The organism is Bacteroides mediterraneensis, from assembly GCF_025993685.1.
GTDB classification, from domain to species: Bacteria; Bacteroidota; Bacteroidia; order Bacteroidales; family Bacteroidaceae; genus Phocaeicola; species Phocaeicola mediterraneensis_A.
The window spans coordinates 1,554,337-1,572,660 of record NZ_DAJPEN010000001.1; the positions used below are offsets into that span (position 1 = coordinate 1,554,337).

General features: G+C 38.2%; 10 protein-coding genes and 1 pseudogene. 9 read left to right on the forward strand and 2 right to left on the reverse strand.

From position 1 onward, the window contains the following. Positions 1–2: 2 nt before the first annotated feature. From OIM59_RS06420 to OIM59_RS06460, 9 genes and pseudogenes are all read left to right on the forward strand, one after another. Positions 3–3,203, forward strand: a complete 3,201-nt coding sequence (locus OIM59_RS06420; protein WP_303895765.1) for an efflux RND transporter permease subunit — start codon at positions 3–5, stop codon at positions 3,201–3,203. Further along, positions 3,200–4,555 (forward strand): TolC family protein, encoded by a 1,356-nt coding sequence (locus OIM59_RS06425; protein ID WP_303895766.1) that lies wholly within the window; start codon positions 3,200–3,202, stop codon positions 4,553–4,555. Before OIM59_RS06420 ends, OIM59_RS06425 begins: the two co-directional genes overlap by 4 nt. Positions 4,556–5,048: 493 nt before the next feature. Then, entirely contained in the window at positions 5,049–6,611 is a 1,563-nt protein-coding gene (locus OIM59_RS06430; RefSeq protein WP_303895767.1) for a HAMP domain-containing sensor histidine kinase, read from the forward strand. Between the two features lie 329 nt (positions 6,612–6,940). Next, positions 6,941–7,183 (forward strand): annotated as a pseudogene (locus OIM59_RS06435) (response regulator); the annotation flags it as partial. Between the two features lie 333 nt (positions 7,184–7,516). Then, positions 7,517–8,164 carry an agmatine deiminase family protein gene (locus OIM59_RS06440; protein ID WP_303895768.1) on the forward strand — a complete coding sequence of 216 codons (648 nt, stop codon included), beginning with the start codon at positions 7,517–7,519 and terminating at the stop codon, positions 8,162–8,164. Between the two features lie 868 nt (positions 8,165–9,032). Next, positions 9,033–10,241 carry an ATP/GTP-binding protein gene (locus tag OIM59_RS06445; RefSeq protein WP_303895769.1) on the forward strand — a complete coding sequence of 403 codons (1,209 nt, stop codon included), beginning with the start codon at positions 9,033–9,035 and terminating at the stop codon, positions 10,239–10,241. Between the two features lie 12 nt (positions 10,242–10,253). Beyond that, the gene (locus OIM59_RS06450; protein ID WP_117678346.1) at positions 10,254–10,832 is read left to right on the forward strand and encodes an RloB family protein; all 579 of its coding nucleotides are present in this window, start codon (positions 10,254–10,256) and stop codon (positions 10,830–10,832) included. Positions 10,833–10,845: 13 nt separating this feature from the next. Then, entirely contained in the window at positions 10,846–11,709 is an 864-nt protein-coding gene (locus OIM59_RS06455) for a hypothetical protein (RefSeq protein ID WP_303895770.1), read from the forward strand. 63 nt (positions 11,710–11,772) lie between these two features. After that, complete coding sequence (locus OIM59_RS06460) at positions 11,773–13,044, forward strand: AbiH family protein (RefSeq protein WP_303895771.1); 1,272 nt, start codon at positions 11,773–11,775, stop codon at positions 13,042–13,044. Positions 13,045–13,336: 292 nt separating this feature from the next. Here OIM59_RS06460 and OIM59_RS06465 read toward each other — a convergent pair whose 3' ends face one another. Next, positions 13,337–15,610: a hypothetical protein gene (locus OIM59_RS06465; protein WP_303895772.1), complete on the reverse strand. Its 2,274-nt coding sequence runs from the start codon at positions 15,608–15,610 to the stop codon at positions 13,337–13,339. 1 nt (position 15,611) lies between these two features. Continuing rightward, positions 15,612–18,215, reverse strand: a complete 2,604-nt coding sequence (locus tag OIM59_RS06470; RefSeq protein ID WP_303895773.1) for a hypothetical protein — start codon at positions 18,213–18,215, stop codon at positions 15,612–15,614. Positions 18,216–18,324: the final 109 nt, after the last annotated feature.

Consider the following 18,324-nt stretch of genomic DNA (forward strand, 5'->3'; position numbering starts at 1 on the left):
TTATGAAAGAAAATATTTTTATCAAACGTCCGGCAATGGCAATTTCCATCAGTGTGATGCTGTTGATTGTGGGCGTCGTGTCGCTTGTCAGTCTTCCTGTAGAACAATATCCTGATATAGCTCCGCCTACCGTACAGGTGTCTGCCACTTATACGGGAGCCAGTGCGGATGCGGTACAGAAAAGTGTGGTCATTCCGTTGGAGGAAAGTATTAACGGAGTAGAGAATATGCTTTATATGACTTCCACCGCCAGCAATCAGGGGCAGGCCACCATCACGGTCTATTTCAAGCAAGGGACGAATCCCGACATGGCCGCGGTGAACGTGCAGAACAGGGTGTCAAAGGCACAAGGTCTGCTGCCTGCCGAAGTGACCCGCGTCGGTGTCACCACGCAAAAGCAACAGAACAGTCTGCTTTATATCCCTATCTTGTACAGCCCTGACGGACGTTACGACAAGCAGTTCCTCGACAACTATATGGACATAAACATTATTCCACGATTGAAACGTATCAATGGAGTGGCCGATGTGTTGTTTTTTGGTAATGTGTATAGTCTGCGTATCTGGTTGAAGCCAGACGTGATGGCACAATACGGACTGGTGCCTTCAGACATAACGGAGGTCTTGGACGAACAGAATATTGAATCGCCTACCGGAGCTTTCGGGGAAAACTCGGGCAACACCTTCCAATATACCATGAGTTACAAAGGCCGCCTGAGCGATGTCAGCGAGTTTGAGAATATGGTGATCCGTTCGTTCCCGGACGGGAATGTGCTTCGCGTGGGGGATGTGGCAGTGGTGGAACTGGGATGGCAGGCCTATACTTACGAAAGTGTGATGAACGGGTTGCCCTCGTGCCCTATCCGCCTGTTTCAGGTGGCAGGAGCCAATGCAACGGAAGTAAACAATGAGATTTCTGCCACCTTGGATGAAATAAGCAAGAATTTACCTGAAGGGATGGAGATAGCTACTATCCTTAACTCGAACGAGTTCCTTTTTGCATCCATCCATGAAGTCGTGCTGACGTTGGTCATAGCCATTGTACTGGTGGTGCTGGTGGTCTATTTCTTCTTGCACGATTTCAAGAGTACGCTGATCCCTTCACTTTCCATCCTTGTTTCGCTGATAGGTACGTTTGCTTTTCTGGCCATTGCCGGATTCAGCGTGAACCTGCTGACCCTGTTCGCGCTGGTGCTTGCCATCGGTACCGTGGTCGATGATGCCATTGTCGTGGTGGAAGCAGTGCACGCCAAGTTTGATGTCGGCTATCGTTCGCCCTATCTGGCTACGCGGGATGCGATGAGCGATGTCACGATAGCCATCATCACCTGTTCGCTGGTGTTCATGGCGGTATTTGTACCGGTTACTTTCATGGGAGGAACCTCGGGCACGTTCTATACCCAGTTCGGGGTGACGATGGCGGCTGCGGTGGGTCTGTCGTGCTTGAACTCGCTGACTCTCTGTCCGGCTCTGTGCGCCTTATGGCTTCGCCCGGCAAAGGGAGAACGGAACGCCAGGAGCCTGAATGCCCGTGTGCGCATGGCATACGATGTGTCGTTCAATGCCATGCTGGGCAAGTACAAACGGGGTATCCTGTTTTTCTTCCGCCGCCGTTGGTTGTCATGGTCGGCTTTGGGGTTGGGTGTCATCGCGTTTGCCTTCCTTGCACGTACCACCAAAACGGGATTTGTGCCGCAGGAAGACATGGGAATGCTTTATTTGAACATCACCGCTTCGCCCGGCAATACATTGACACAGACCCGCAAGGCTGCACAGCAGGTGGATTCCATTCTTGCCTCCACGCCGGAGGTGGAATACTTCGGACGCGTCATCGGAAATGGTATTCTGGCAGGACAAGGAGTTTCATATGGTTCCGCGTTTGTCCGGCTGTATCACTGGGACAAGCGGAAAGGCAAGGAACATTCCGCAGCAGCAGTCGTTACCCGCTTGAACAAGGCGTTCGGCGAAATCAGGGACGCGCAGGTATTCTGCTTCCAGCAGGCAATGATACCCGGATATGGTACGGGAAATTCCATCGAACTGAACATTCAGGATTTGGCTGGTGGAGAACTGAAGGATTTGTTTGATGTGACCAACACGTTCCTGGCCGAACTGAACAAACGGCCGGAGGTGGCAATGGCTTATACAGCGTTCAATATGAATTTTCCACAGTATCGGGTGGATGTGGATGCGGCCAAATGCAAACGGGCTGGCATATCACCTGCAGAGGTATTGAGTACGCTGGGCAGTTATTGTGGTGGGGTGTATGCGTCCAACTTCAACCAGTTCTCCAAGATGTACCGTGTAATGGTTCAGGCTGCTCCGGAGTATAGACTTGATGCGCATGCGTTGGACAACATGTTCGTCCGTGTCAATGGAGAAATGGCTCCACTCAGCCAGTTCGTTTCGTTGGAACGGATGCAGGGGGCGGAAATCATCAACCGCTTCAACCTGTTCAGCAGCATCCTTGCCAGCGTAAACGTGGCCGACGGATATTCATCGGGACAGGTGCAGCAAGCCATCGCGGAAGTGGCAGCCCAGACCCTGCCGTCCGGTTACGGGTATGAATACGGCGGCATGGCACGTGAAGAGGCAGGAAGTACCAATCACACATTCCTTATCTACCTGTTCTGCGTGGTGTTTATATATTTGATATTGGTATGCCTGTACGAGAGCTTTCTTGTGCCTTTTGCGGTTATCTTGTCGGTGCCTTGCGGGTTGATGGGCAGCTTCCTGTTTGCCCGGCTGTTCGGACTGGAGAACAATATCTACTTGCAGACCGGTGTCATTATGCTCATCGGACTATTGGCAAAAACAGCCATATTGATTACAGAATATGCCACGGAGCGTCGTCGCAAAGGGATGGGCATCGTGGAAGCCGCTTATTCGGCAGCCGTCGCCCGCTTCCGTCCCATTATGATGACCGTGCTGGCAATGATATTCGGTATGCTCCCCCTGATGTTCGCTTCGGGAGCTGGTGCGAATGGAAATAACACCCTGGGGACAGGCGTGGTAGGAGGAATGTTGGTAGGTACACTGGCTTTGCTGTTTATCGTTCCTACGATGTTCATCGTGTTTGAATATTTGCAGGAGAAACTGCGCCCGGCCTTGAAGGAAGATATGGATGTCCAGACAGTGAAAGAACACGGGCGTTATCTTGCCGAGAACAGTATGTTTAACCCGAATAACCAAATGGAAAAATGAAATACAGACAGATAATCACTTTCATGCTGCTGGGCTTGTTTTTGAACGGCTGTAGCACCTATCGAAACTATGAGCGTCCTGTCGACATTAGAACCGACGGCTTATATGGCGGGGAAATGACGGACAGCGCTTCGCTGGGGAGTTTATCGTGGCGAGACCTATTTACCGATCCAGCGCTGCAAGTGTTGATTGAAGAAGGGCTGGCAAATAATACCGACTTGCGTATGGCCGAACTTCAAATCACCGAAGCAGAAGCTGCATTGAAGGCAGCCCGCCTTGCTTTTCTGCCCAATTTGAGTCTTTCTCCACAAGGTGGATTGGGAGGATTCGCATGGAACGGTACGCCCCGTACTTATACGCTTCCGGCTATGGCCACGTGGCAGGTGGATGTGTTTGGAAGCCTGCGTAATGCGAAGAAACGGACACAGATGCAGTTGGAACAAAGTCGTGCTTACCGGCAAGCCGTACAAGCGCACCTTATATCGAGCATAGCCAATTACTACTACACACTCGCTATGCTTGATGCCCAGCTGAAGGTGAGTGAAGAAACGGCCGAAAGTTGGAAACAGGGGGTGGAAATGACCAAAGCCTTGATGGAGGTAGGTGAAGAAACGGATGCGGCCGTATCGCAGTCAGAGGCCAATTACTACGATGTCTGCACGCAGATAGTGGAAATAAAGCGGCAAATCCGTGAGGTAGAGAATGGTTTTTCCTCTTTACTTGGCAGAACTCCTGACAGTATTCGGCGGGGTACACTTGCCGATTGGCAATTCCCTGATTCTCTTTCTGTGGGTGTCCCAGTACAACTTTTGTCCCGGCGTCCTGATGTCCGGCAGGCGGAACAAGCGCTTGCAGCGGCGTTCTATGCCACAGGAGAGGCCCGGGCGGCATTTTATCCCACTCTTACCCTCTCTGGTTTGTTGGGCTGGAGTAACCACGACGGGTTGGTCAATCCCGGTAACTGGATCTGGCAGGCATTGGCCTCACTGACACAGCCTGTCTTCCAGAATGGACGGCTACGGGCACAGCTGGCCATTTCGAAGACGCGGCAGGAAGAAGCTAAACTCGCTTTCCAACAAACTTTGCTTGATGCGGGAGCGGAAGTCAATACGGCTCTTGCCGATATACAAAGCAGCCATGCGAAAACAGAACTTTATGGTTCCCGTATTGCGGCCTTGAAGCGGGCTGTGAAGAGTACTCAGCTGCTGATGCTCAACACTTCTGCCAATTACTTGCTGGTGCTGACGGCTCAACAGGATTTGCTTGCCGCACAATTGGCGGACATCGGCAACCGTTTTGACAGCATACGGAGTGTGATTGAACTTTATTTGGCATTGGGAGGTGGAAGTTAATAAACTACTTAAAGAGAAGAACAATTAACTAATGAGAGATAGAGCTTTGTGATATGGAATGTAACTTACTCTTTTGTTAAGTTTGGAATAATATATTAATAAATAATTATTTCTAAAACAATGATTTATCAAGGTCTGTTAACGGTTTAAATACTGTTGTAAAGTTTTGCAAATGTTCAACTTGCTAATTGATAAGGCTTCAGTCAGGTCGGAATGTCCTACTTGATAAAGCACTGTTTGAAACGGCTTGCTACAAATGTTTGGTTAACTCGTTAACTTGTTACTTGTCAACTACCACTTGCGAAAGTTGAGTTATTGAAATTTACTTAGTTTTATAATAAGATTATTTGATAAAAGCAATGTTCTATCAAAAGGATGTTCTTTCTAGGATTGTATAATTTAATTCTAGTTTATCGTTTTAATATATAAATATTTTTTTTTTGTTTTAATTGTTTATTTTCATGTCGAATATATTCGTATTTAGGTCGTTCACATGAGTAAATTATTACATAAGAAGATATTTTTAGGATATATTATCATAACAGCTATAGTTCTATTTCTGACTGTTGTTATGGTCAACGAGCGTTTCCGCTTTCGAAGGTTTGAGGGCGTTATAAATGAAACGAATTATGTCCGTGAAAATATCCATAAGGCTCATTTGTATATTACCAGGTTGGCAACTTTAGGCGAATCAGTTATTGCATGGGATGAATCAGATTATAACAGATACCATTATCAGCGTCTTAAAACAGACAGTATTCTGCTTGAAATAAAATCCGGGTGTGGAAATTTCTTACGTCCTGTTCAGATAGACTCTTTACGGGTGCTGCTTGAGACGAAAGAGACACACCTGTTCAGGATAATGAAAGCAGTCCAATCCTGGGAGGAATCTGATAGTATTCTTGCTAATGAACTACCTGTAATAGCCACACAGTCGGTTCGGATGAAGACAATAACGCAGAAAAAGAAGGGAATTGCCGGGTTATTTGGAAAGAAAGAGACGGTACAAGTTCCATACATCACAAATGAAATACAGGATTTCAATGAAAGATTGACTTCTGCCAGAGATTGGCGGAACAATCAGATGGGAGCGTATGCAGACAGTCTGCGTTTACAGAACAGGCTGTTAAATCACAAGTTATATGATTTTGTTTCTTCTCTTGATAACCAAATACAGCAGTCATTTACAGAACAGTATCTGGAAATAACGGAGACAAGATGGAAATCTTTCCGACTGTTTGCTATGGTGATAAGTATTGTTGTCGTTCTGTTTATTATTTCTTTTTTCATTATTCTATCCGATTTACGTAAGGAAGAAAAGATAAAACTCAAACTACAGCAAACCGTTCTGGAAAACGAGGATTTGCTTGAAATGCGCAAAAGAATAATTCTGACCGTTTCTCATGATATACGTGGCCCGCTCGGTAATATTCATAACTGTGCTGATTTGGCTTCCCAAACACGGGAGAAAAAGAAACGCGAACCATATTTGGATGATATACGCCATTCCTGCCATCATATCCTGCATTTGGTTAATGATCTGATGGATGCCTATCGGATCAATGAAGCCGGTGATTTGCGTAACGACACACCATTTTATCTTGACCGTTTCCTGCAACGCATCTCAGAAGAGTTTTCCCGCAAGGCTGTTGCAAAGGCCTTATTTCTTCAATATGAACATCAAAACTCATCTTTTGTTGTAAAGGGCGATGCAGATAAACTGGAGCAAGTACTGGCCAATTTACTGACCAATGCCATCAAGTTTACTCCATCAGGAACCATAAGTTTTTATTCAAAATATTTGGAAGGAAAACTGCACATTGAAATCAGGGATACCGGTATCGGAATGGATGAGGAAACGCAGAAAAGAATATTTGCCCCCTTTGAGCGTGCCGCACAGAATCTCAATTCTGAGGGCTTTGGTTTAGGTCTTTTCCTGACAAAGGGACTGGTCAAAGTCCTGAGTGGTATTATAACTGTGGAAAGCGCACCGGGAAAGGGAAGTATTTTCAGGCTTGAGATTCCTTTACCTGAAACGGATGAACTTGTAGCCTGATAATGCTTCGATAACCATTCTACCGAAGAATGTGCTTGTTGTGGATGATGGATTATGGACATATGCTGTCTCTTGTTCTCATGGAATCAAGAAAAGAAATTGAAGAACTTACAACAGCCATAAAGACAATCAATCGAGAAAGTATTAGGAAAACAATACATCGAATGATGCCTGTATAGGAAATGCTTGAAAAGGAACAGTTGTTGCGTGATTTTCAAGAAAAGTTACACGATATGGATATTATGATGATGTTATTTGTGAAAATGCTATCCAGATTATAGAGTGGATTGAAAAATTAATTAATGAAACAGAAAATGAACTGAAAAAATATGAAAATTCTGATAGTTGAAGACAATATGATACTTTGCGGAATGATTGAAAAATGGCTGCAGAAGGCCGGTTACGAAGTATTGACAGCTATAGATGAACTCGGTGCAGGTAGTATTCTGAAGAAAAACGAAATCAATCTTGTATTGGGAGACGTACGCCTGCTGGAAGGTGACGGTATCAGCCTTTTGGAATGGATGATGCGTTCTAAGATGGAAGTTCCATTTATTGTCATGACAGATTATGAGTGGATTATAACTTGGAGAATATCTATCGCATCCAGACCGGGAGGATTTATACAAGGAGTTTTCCACCTTTAAGGATAAGCGATACAGATATTTGCGGTGTGGCCAGTTACTACATGATAGTGAAACAAATGAAGTCTATTTGTCACCTTGGCTGAAGGATAAGAAGGAAGGACATCCAGAATTTTATCAGCGTCTGACTAATCTTCTAAAGGGATGTGGCATAGAGCCCATAGAGTTGAAATGCACCAAAGATTATTGGGCACGTGACTTATGCCTATTCAGTTGAATGAGAACGAATTCTTGAAGTATCAATATTATCCTGATTATCTGATGAAGAGCAATAATCCAGAGGATGCTGAAACAAGAACCGAATGTACTAACGTATTGCATGGTATGGGGATAAGCTGTCGTTCAACAAATCTGATAATCGATGGTGGCAATATGGTTCCATGTGGTCCTTATATTGTGATGACGGATAAGGTATTCACCAAGAATGGCAAAGAAAAAGAGGATGCAGTGTTCAAAGCGGAATTAGAGTCTGAACTTGGGCATCCTGTAATCATTATTCCTTGGGAAATGCACGATGACTTTAATGTTCGTGATACAGATAAATACGGTCATTCTGATGGTTTTATCAAATGGTGTGGTGGCAACCGTATCCTGATGGGCAATCATGTAGATCAGTACCCGGAAGAAGCTGCTGCCATCCGGCACATTCTTGAAGAATATGGCTTTGAAGTCACAGAGATGCGATTTGCGGACAAGGTGGGTTCGCCACGGACTGATTTAAATTGGGCTTACATCAATTTCCTGCAAGTCGGAAACAAGATTATCATGCCAATATTCAATATTAAAGAGGATGTTATTGCTTGGCAATATATACATAAAGCATTCCCTGATTGCGAGATTTATCAAATAGAGATGGCAGGAGTAGCAGAGGAAGGTGGTGCCTTACATTGTATCAGCTGGAATATTTGAAGGAGATAAATTGGGTTTTTCCTGATACTCAAATTTTTAACCTATTTATGCTGATTCGTTGTTATTTGATACTAAATAGAGTTGTTTATCACATGATGAAATGTTTTTTATGTCTTTCATACGAGAGCCGTATGTTTCACGAGCGGAAAACATACGTTTCTCAAGGCGGAAACATACGTTTTCCGTATGGGAAACATTGAAAGCTTAAGCATACATACTCATTTATGCTTAGATGTTTTTAAGTCTACATAAAAGAGGGAAAGAAGGAATTTGAAAAGAATTGCTAGAAACAAAAAAGCTACTGAAAACCAGTAGCTTTTATATCGTAATAAAGGTGAAACAGATTCTTATTTTCCGATGCAGTAATTGCAAGTTTCTGATTATCAAATATTTGGAGCTCTAAAAGGTACAGAAGTCTAATTTTTTGTCATTTTTAGTCATTGTAACACATTGATTATCAATGAGTTATATATTGTCACATTCTTTTTGTAAGACAAAGATAATTGTATTTTGTTGAATTTCAAAGTTTTCCAGCAAATAAGTTACAAGAACGAGGTGTTTTTTATCCTTTTTTTAGTGATATGCCATTTTTATCAATGGCGTGCAATATCATGCAAATAGAATAAGTATTTTGGGGTTGTATTTAAATCTTTGTGAAGTAAGATAATATGAAGACTGATGTTGATTTGTATCGATTTTTTATATTAATGGATGGGCTGATGTTTTGATTTAATGATTATATTGACTACGGGTGCAATAAATTGATATAAGAGTATCAGTTTTTGATTTTTGCATGAATGATGTAAATATTGAAATCTAATTTGCAAATATAGATATTTAGTTATATATTTGTGGAAAAACAGATTATATGATAGCAGAAATTAGATTTAAGAATATGTTCTCATTCAGAGACGAGGCTATATTAAGTTTTGAAGCTGATAGAAGTAAGGATATGGAGTCATATCATGTTGTCGAATTGGGGGGTGATGTGAGACTATTGAAAGTGGCTGTCATTTATGGAGCAAATGCTTCGGGTAAGAGTAATATTATTAAAGTTTGTGATTTTATCAAGTCATTCATTACTTATACCCCACTTAATAAGGCAGAACAAATTCAAATAGTCCCGTTTCTCCTGAATAAAACAAGTTCGAGGCAGTTATCTGAATATTCGATTTCGTTCTACTTGAAGAATGAGGAAAAAGCAGTTCGTTATGTCTATTCTGTAGCTTTAGACAGGTGGCACGTAGCAAAGGAAAGTCTGATCTATTATCCAAGTCAACAGCCTGCTACTATATTTGAAAGAAATACAGAGAATAACGTATCAGTTATTAAATTTGGACAGAAGATCAAAATGTCGCAATCTGTCAAAGAGGAAATAACATTGAAGTGTTTACATAATATGTCGGTTTTTGCTGCTTATATGCAGGTAAATACACATATTGTAGAATTAGAGGCAGTTCTTCAGTATCTAACCAATCAGGTTATGCCGGCAATTGTGCCTGCATCATCTTTAAGTCGTTATGCCGAAGAATCAATCAAGAATGAGTCTGCAAAAGATTATATTTTGAGATATCTACAGGAAGCTGATTTCAATATTTCAAATATTACTTCCAAAGAACAGGAAACACATAAGGGTTCGATTAATTATACTATGTATCAGCATAAAGTTTCATCTAATGATGGTAACAATGATTATTATGAGTTCCCGGAACTGTTTGAATCGGACGGTACTATCCGTACGTTTGGCTTGGCCGCTCAAGTGCAAAAGATTCTTGAAAGAGATGCTTTTCTTGCAGTTGACGAGATTGAATCCTCTCTTCATCCGAAATTGATAGAATACATCATTGAACGTTTTCTAAAAGAATCAGAGCAAGCCCAGTTGTTGCTCACTACACATTATGATGGACTATTAGGAGAAGAAGATTTGCTTAGGAAAGATAATGTCTGGTTTACTGAAAAGAATCCGGACGGATCAAGTGTGCTGTATCCTCTAACAGATTTCAAAGGATTGAATAGGATTAGTTCTCTCCAAAAGGCATATAAATTTGGTAAATTCGGTGCAGTTCCTAATCTATAATCATGTACTTTTATGAGAAAAGCAAGAAAAAATACAGCGACCAGACAGGTTATTCATATCGTTGGTGAGGGTTTGACTGAATTATTCTATTTCAGTCATTTGAAAAAAATACTTGGTTATAGATATTCTATTTCTCCTCGTTTATTTGAAAACAATAGTATTGAGAAAATAGATAAGAAGATAAAGGAACTTCTAGATGAAGATGTCTTTGTAATATGTGTTTTTGATGCAGATGTTAGCAGGCGTTCTGATGCGGAAAATAAAAAAATGGTGTCGCTCAAAAAGAAATATGAAAATAATCCCAATGTGATTCTCTGTGATAGCTTACAGTCAATAGAATATTGGTTTTTACTACATTTTGAAGATACGTGTCGACATTTTCAAGATTCAGCAGCTACAGAAAGAGCATTAAAGCAATATTTGCCAACATACGATAAAACTCGAAAATACCTTGAGAAGGATAAATGGGTTAAAGAAATGCTTGCTGATTCAAAAATGGATAGGGCATGTGAACTAGCCGAAAAATATAAAGGTAGAGATTCTTATAGTGAGATTTATAAGGCGATTAAAAAAGTTAGTGAATCGTTGTAATAAATATGGATTGATGAAAAAAAAAGATTTATATGCTGTTTGGGGAATCATAGTTAGTGGAATTACTATTGCATTTATTATTAATATGTTGTTGACATATGGTAATATTATCAAAACAAATCTTTCAAATGACTCGTGGTTAAATTTTTGGGGAAGTTATAGTAGTGGAATTTTTGCTGTTGTAGTAGGTTATCTTGCTATTATTTATAGTAATAGAAATAATGAGAAAGCTATTCTGCAACAGGAAAAGCTGTTAATTCGTCAACAAAATATTAAAAAGTTGGATGAGTATAATAACTGTCTTAAAAATAATTTGGCTTTACTTAATATAGTAGATGTTATGGGAATTACTGTTGGTATTGATCATCAGAATTTATCATTATCCAAATCGGCTATATGTCAAATGAAAGGTCGAATTTATACAACAGATTTACAGTATAGATATGTATTTGAAGTAGATGTACAACGCCAGAAAACAAATTTAGAAAAGACTTATGAAGAATGCTGGATTAAAGCACGTATGGGACTATCTGATTTATTAGATCAAAAACTCTCTTTTATAGAACGTATTAATCAAAATAGATATGATATTCAAATAAAAGAGAATAATATGCATCGAAAAAATATCTTATTGGATTTAAGTAAACAAACGCCAGACGTAGAAAAAAGAAAGTCACTTCAGCAAGAGATTCAGGAAGTAAACATTGAACTGGAACGATTAGATAGAAAAATTATTTCATACTATGATGATGTTGATAAGATGACCACTTCGATTAAAGATTTTTCTCTTGAATTGAATAATACTATAAAGGTCTTGTTTGATATATCTTTATTGCTTATTAAAGAGAAAGAGGCCCAATTTAAATTAGAAAAATAATAGGGTGGTATATATTTTGCCCATGTTTTTGGATGTCTTATAAAAGCTATTACAAGGAATATAATGAATAGGATTATACTTATAGGAAATGGTTTTGATTTAGCCCATGGGCTTTCTACCAAATACGAGGATTTTATAAATTGGTATTGGGAGCAATGGGGACTTCGTTTACTTAGCAGTTCGAAAAAAGAAGAAGAGGATGGCCTTTGTTCTTTTAGACTTAAGGATGAAGTAGGACTTGCTGGTTGGTATTTAGTTTGGGCATGGCATTATCAAATTATTACGAAATCTCTCTCTCTGCGAGATATCGTAGATTTGGTTTGTAATGATGAACAGGTTTGTGAGTTTCATTGTCATAGTATTCTTTTTCAGCGTATATGTAAATCTATTGAGTCTAAGGGATGGGTAGATATTGAAGTTGAATATTATGAGATATTAAAATCATGTGCTTTATATCCAGAAAACAATGAATGTACTTGTTCTGAGTTGAATAGACAGATGAATTTCTTAAAAATAAAACTTATAGAATATCTTAGTAGTTTAAACATAGATGAGGCAATAATCAATTATAAAATAAAAGAAATAATATATGCACCTTTTAATCCTGATGATATTTCTATAAAAGGAATGATACATCTTGTTGATCATTTTAAATCGTGGATTAATAAGGGAGAGAAGGAGTGGGGATATCGTTTTTCACAATACAATCTCCTGAAAAATGATTTATTAATCAAGGATAATATTGAATTTTGCAATAAGTTCTCTGAAGATTCTTTTAATGGGGAAATCCTGGAATTTATTTTAAGAGGTCAATACCCTAAAGAAATATTATTACCAGACAATATAATGTTGTTGGACTTTAATTATACTCCAACATCTAAATTTTATTTAACTTCTAATATGGGTTTCTTTCACAATCAGATTCATGGTGCTCTTGATAGCACTGAAAGTGTCATATTTGGTTATGGTGATGAATTGGAAGATTATTATAATGAAATTGTAAAATTGAATGATAATAAGTGTTTACAAAATATTAAATCTATAAAGTACTTGGAATCTAATAAATATCGTAAAATGTTATCATTTATAGAATCTTCCCCATTTCAAATATTAGTTATGGGACATTCTTGTGGAAACTCAGATCGGACTTTACTTAACACTTTGTTTGAACATAAAAATTGTGTATCAATAAAACCTTATTATTACCAAAAAGAAGATGGTTCCGATAATTATTTGGACATTATTCAAAACGTGTCAAGAAGTTTTACTGATATGAAACTTATGAGGGATCGTGTCGTTAATAAAACATCTTGTGAACCGCTTCCGCAAAATTAAAAATAACAATAAATAAAATGTCAATTGAATTATATCGCAATTAATGTGTTCTAAATGGATGTTAAAATATTTTGTGTTAAATGCCACAAATTAACATGTAGAAGAAAAATCAGATTTGTGAATACTATTTTTTATTACTTATGAAAGATGAAAAATGATATGCTTTTTCAGAACTGATGGTTTAAATTAAGTTGAAAATAGAATCCAGATGTAAGAGAAGAACTTATAACTGAATTCTATTTCCATTTGTACAAAATTTTGGACAGTGTCTTTTGGACAGTGTCTTGTGTTCTCATCTAAATACATAGACTTTCGCATTATGAACTAAACGCTCAATATATTCCATTGCCTCATATGGGCTTAACCCCTTATTAAAAACAAGCATACAGTAAATGTGGCAATATTCATTATAGATATTAGTAGCAAAGATACCAGCATCATCAGTACCTACAACTATTGATGGTATCATTATTCCTTCTTTGCTCCACTTATACCAATTATAAAGATGATAAGTGGAGAAATCATGATGATGACCTATGATGACATTGCTTGTCGGCAATGTCTCAATGACAATTTGTTTTTGATGCATCATTTTTAATATGATTTTTTGCAAACAGTCTAGTTCTTTTTCTCCAAAAATCTCGTAAGCATCAACAATACATATTTCTTTTCCCTTTTTTCGTCCTTCTTCTGAATGATAATAGAGACAAATTTGTTCGGAAGAACTTGGATTCTCACAGTTTAATAATATTGGGTTTTCCTTTCTTAAACTCCAAGCTGCTATTAATTCACTTACACTGTATTTGCTTGGATAAATCTTAGACGACAATTCTTCAATTCGTAGGGCTATCTTGGGAAGTAAAGGTAGTAAGTCATTTTCTTTCATTACAGCAATCAGATGATAAGCAAAAACAAGATCATCCAAATAATCTTCAATATGCATCCATATACGGTCGCCTATATTTTGTTTCCAGACTCTCACATCTACTCCGGCTGCTGTCGCATGACCTATTCTGTCCCCAGCCTGTAACCCTAGAAATTCTATGGCCTCGTATATAGCCCTTAGTCCACTCAATATGTGAAAGAAATCTTCTCCTGCATGATAAGTAAAATGTCGTATACCATTTTTTCTTAGCCTGCGGAATGATGGCGCAAATACTTCTGGAGGAGTATCAAACTCACTGGCAGCTGCATCAGCACCTGTTACAAATTTCGTGTAAGAACTATTTGTATTCATCAGAGCGATTAGTGCTTCAGTTCGCTTGTCAAGATCTTTGCGTAATTCTGAAAATCTAATATTACCTTTAGATTGTTCACTTTTTTTTATAAAATGTGCAATTAACGATAATGAAGTAGTATGGGAGATTCCAACAGTATTTTGACTTTGCCTTAAACGATTATGACCTTCTACTATTTTATTAATAATAGCGATATTATCATTTATAGTAGTCTTAGGAGAGAATCGGCCTTCAATATGACGGACGTTTTGCAAATCATTTCCTGCTAGTTGCAGAAAGCGTTGAGGATAAGTCTGTTCACTGAATTCTCTGAAATTGTTAGAGGTGTATTTTTGGAATTGCTCAAAACCAAACGCATCAGTTTGCTGTACCAATAACTTGTTACAAACACCTAATATGAGTAAATAGTAATGAAACAATCCGGCAACAGCCTTATCGTGTGAGTGCATGGCTAGGTAATCTAAGATCTTTATATAGAGTAGTCCTTCTAGTATCAATGGAGAAGCATTATTCCCTAAAATTGATTTTATGGGATGTTCTTTATAGGTATCTCTCATTCCAACAAGTTTAGATAGAAGATTGTCAAAAGATTCAGAATTAAAAATATCCTTTCCATTTGTTACCTTTTGGAATAGCCATTCTCTAATCCTACCTGCTATATTAAAAAGATGATAGAATTCAATCGGGGTGGATATATCTGTCAATTGTTCAATTTGTTCTTTCACCTTGTCATTGCGATAAGCCTTATTTATATCTTGATATACTACTTCAGGATAGCGTAAAAAGTCATGCCATGCCAAATCTGTTTCTACAGCACCATTCAGATGGATATGCAAATCATCAAAACCGTGATTTTCTTTTCTCAACGTTTCCATTTCTGGAAGATATGCAGAAGGTATTGCCGTATTCTTAACAGAGGGTAATAAATAGCGATACGCAAAGTTTATAGCATCATCATCAATGGGTTCTGATTCTTTCCAAATTTTCATCGTTACTAATAACAATGGAGGAATTTGTGGTAAAAGTAACTGCCATTCGTTCATTTGTTCTCCTTTAACAAATATCTGTCTTTCTCTTATCTCAAGATACTCGTCAGCTAGTTTAGGAAGCCCTATCGTGAATAGTTCGCTCAATTCATCAATATCCAAAAACGAAAATTCTGTTCCCAAACGATAGTAGTGATCTGGAACAGAATATCCACGTTCTCGTACCTTCAACAGTATAGAACGTTTTACATCCTTCAGACTAACTGTAGTCTGTTTTTTATAGTATTTTTTCAGTGAACTGTTGTCTGACAACAGATACCGGAGATAAGAATTACTTTTCATATCATACGTTATTCTGCTCATTTTCAATACCTGGAGCCATAGCTTCTGTTGCTTCTATTTTGCGTTGATAGTTTTCTTTGAACGACTCTACGGAACTTTTATATACGTTGCTGAAAAGATCTGTAGAATTAATAAAATCGATGGCTTTGTTAATATCCCCTTCATTAATAATCTTTTCCTGTATAATATTGTCATTTATTTCATTATCCAACAGAATCTTTACTGTTTTTATCCATCCTTCCTTCTTTTCACCTGAAAATGACGGTTTTTCGTCAATATCGTCTTTAGTATTTATGCAGCATAATAATTCATAAACAGAATATGACTCTCTGGCAGTTGTTTTGAGTTCATCAATTATAAATTCTTGTAATTTGTCATAAGTCTCTTTATCAAGGAAACAATTCATCATAGGACAAGATATCATCCATTTAGTAAAGGTTAATTTGTTCATAATATCTGTCTTCCCTAAATTGTCCTTAAAATATCTTGTGTCTGTTCTCAAATTGCTATTATTAATTTCACCTTGTTCTTGAGCGGAGTTCTTTACTCTTGATTCCTCAATCAAACAAGCATTAAAAAAGTTTGCCACCATGATATTCATCATCTGACCGACTGAGCTGATTATAACATTTGATAAAGAGGTGTATAGACGTGTAATGATTCTACCTAATGCGTATGGAGGAAGCATGTAATCATGATAGGCTTCTTTCCATTTATACATCAATTCTGCTAACTGAAAAATCCCGTCTTGATTGGTTTCTACACCGAAATTATTACCATCTATTATTTCATCTAGTCCGTAGTAAATCTCATCTTGTGGCATTTGATAACTACGGAATAGTTTTAGATCATTGATACATCCTATCATTTCATCTTTATCTATGCATCTTAGTATATCACCAACCACAGCCAGCAGAGCCGCTAATGAATAATAGCTTTTGCTCTCATTGTTTTTGCTTTGCGTGATACGTATGAAGGGAAACATGGCCATCAATCTGACAAGAGGGCGTTCTTCTTTCTTTAGCACATTATCTAAAGCATTCATCTGCGTTTCTTTTGCTTTTTTTGCTTTTTCTCCCATAGCAAACAAGGATATATGTTCTTTCATGCTTCCCAATCCATTACCTGCCACGTATGCCATAGTCAAGCCTATGTTGTTTTTCAATGACATCAACTGATTCCAACCTGAATATTTGCAAATTTTTATCGCTAAGTCGTTACTTTCAAAAGGTAAAACGACATTTCTGATGTATCCAATTCGCAACATATAGTCAAATATAAGGAATGGATTTTTTCTCAAATACCAACACTCTAGCAAGGTTATAGCCGTGAAATTACTATTAATATCTTTATCCGGTAATGTAGGCAGCAACAAATAACAATCCGGTAGATTTGCATTTTCATTCAAATACTCTAATAGTGCGATATTCACCATTTGTATGTTCGTATTCAATGCTTCGATATCAATGCCATGAGCATAGAGTCTGGATCTGAATACATCTAATGGTGGATTTTTTTTCTTTTCCATACAAGCATCTTTTAGAAAATGAATCTGCGAACGCAAGGACATAGATAACAGAAAATCTTTGAATGTATTTTTAGAAGGCATGTCAATAATTCCTAAATCATTCAGAATATTCAGGTATTGCTGACTCAGTTCAGTAACAACCTTTTCCGTCTTTACGTTTACAGTGATTTCGGAATTTTGTAGAAGTTGACCCAAAGAAAGCAGATTTATTCTGTTGGAGGGATTTAGTAGTTTTAGCATATATTGACTTTCCAATTCATTGGCCATTAGTTCACGGTGAGTACCATCAGGCATTTTCAAATTCTTGCATAATTCATACCGTACCAATGAACCATAAAGCTTGATGTTGCCGCTAACAATAGAGATAATCCGAGTGTCTGATAGATATCTCCTCAATGCTTCAAGCACATTCCATCCCTGTTCTACATCTACATCAATATCATCAAATGCCAAAATGAATGCTTTCTTGTCAAGAATATTCAATGCCATTCTTGTCATTTTTCTCAAATTAGCCTCAAACTCATTCGCATCGTTTACTTTAGTCAATCCCGTATGCATTACGTATGCTTCATCCTGCCATAATGAATTATTATAGTCATTACCAACATTGTCAATAGCGAATATTCCCCTTGAGATCTGGGTCATAACCTTGTCCCATGCTCTTTTTAGTTCGTATGTATCTGTGGTTGAACATTCTTTTAAACGTAGGACTGCTTCCACTTTCTGCTGTATCATAGAAATGACACAAAGAATAATAGGCTTCTTATGTTCCACTAACGTAGGATCAATCATCCTCAACACTTCCACATCATCTTTAAGTTCATTCTTACATTGGTTTAGAAGACTTATCATAAAAGACGTCTTACCCGAGCCTCTGTCACCAAAAATTCCGATTGTACGATATAGATGGGTCAAGAAAACATTCTGATCTTCTTGCATATCAGTCTGTTGCAGTTGATTACGGATAATGCTTATTGTCTTATCCAAATCCTCTTTGTGTATCTGTTGTTCACTTTCGAAACCATGAGCATATAGACTATTATTTAAATCTATAACGATTTTTCTTTTATCGGCCATATCATTATATATTATTAATCAGTAGACTTATATTTTCTTTATTAGGACAAACAATTGAATGATAACAGTTTATTCAATATTTGCATAATATATCATGAAATATACTTGT

Bases quoted from the DNA above. Each gene is read 5' to 3' on its own strand.
- OIM59_RS06445 (WP_303895769.1), top strand. From the start codon at position 9,033: ATGATAGCAGAAATTAGATTTAAGAATATGTTCTCATTCAGAGACGAG.
- OIM59_RS06440 (WP_303895768.1), top strand. From the start codon at position 7,517: ATGAAGAGCAATAATCCAGAGGATGCTGAAACAAGAACCGAATGTACT.
- OIM59_RS06470 (WP_303895773.1), bottom strand. From the start codon at position 18,215: ATGGCCGATAAAAGAAAAATCGTTATAGATTTAAATAATAGTCTATAT.
- OIM59_RS06455 (WP_303895770.1), top strand. From the start codon at position 10,846: ATGAAAAAAAAAGATTTATATGCTGTTTGGGGAATCATAGTTAGTGGA.
- OIM59_RS06420 (WP_303895765.1), top strand. From the start codon at position 3: ATGAAAGAAAATATTTTTATCAAACGTCCGGCAATGGCAATTTCCATC.
- OIM59_RS06430 (WP_303895767.1), top strand. From the start codon at position 5,049: ATGAGTAAATTATTACATAAGAAGATATTTTTAGGATATATTATCATA.
- OIM59_RS06465 (WP_303895772.1), bottom strand. From the start codon at position 15,610: ATGAAAAGTAATTCTTATCTCCGGTATCTGTTGTCAGACAACAGTTCA.
- OIM59_RS06450 (WP_117678346.1), top strand. From the start codon at position 10,254: ATGAGAAAAGCAAGAAAAAATACAGCGACCAGACAGGTTATTCATATC.
- OIM59_RS06425 (WP_303895766.1), top strand. From the start codon at position 3,200: ATGAAATACAGACAGATAATCACTTTCATGCTGCTGGGCTTGTTTTTG.
- OIM59_RS06460 (WP_303895771.1), top strand. From the start codon at position 11,773: ATGAATAGGATTATACTTATAGGAAATGGTTTTGATTTAGCCCATGGG.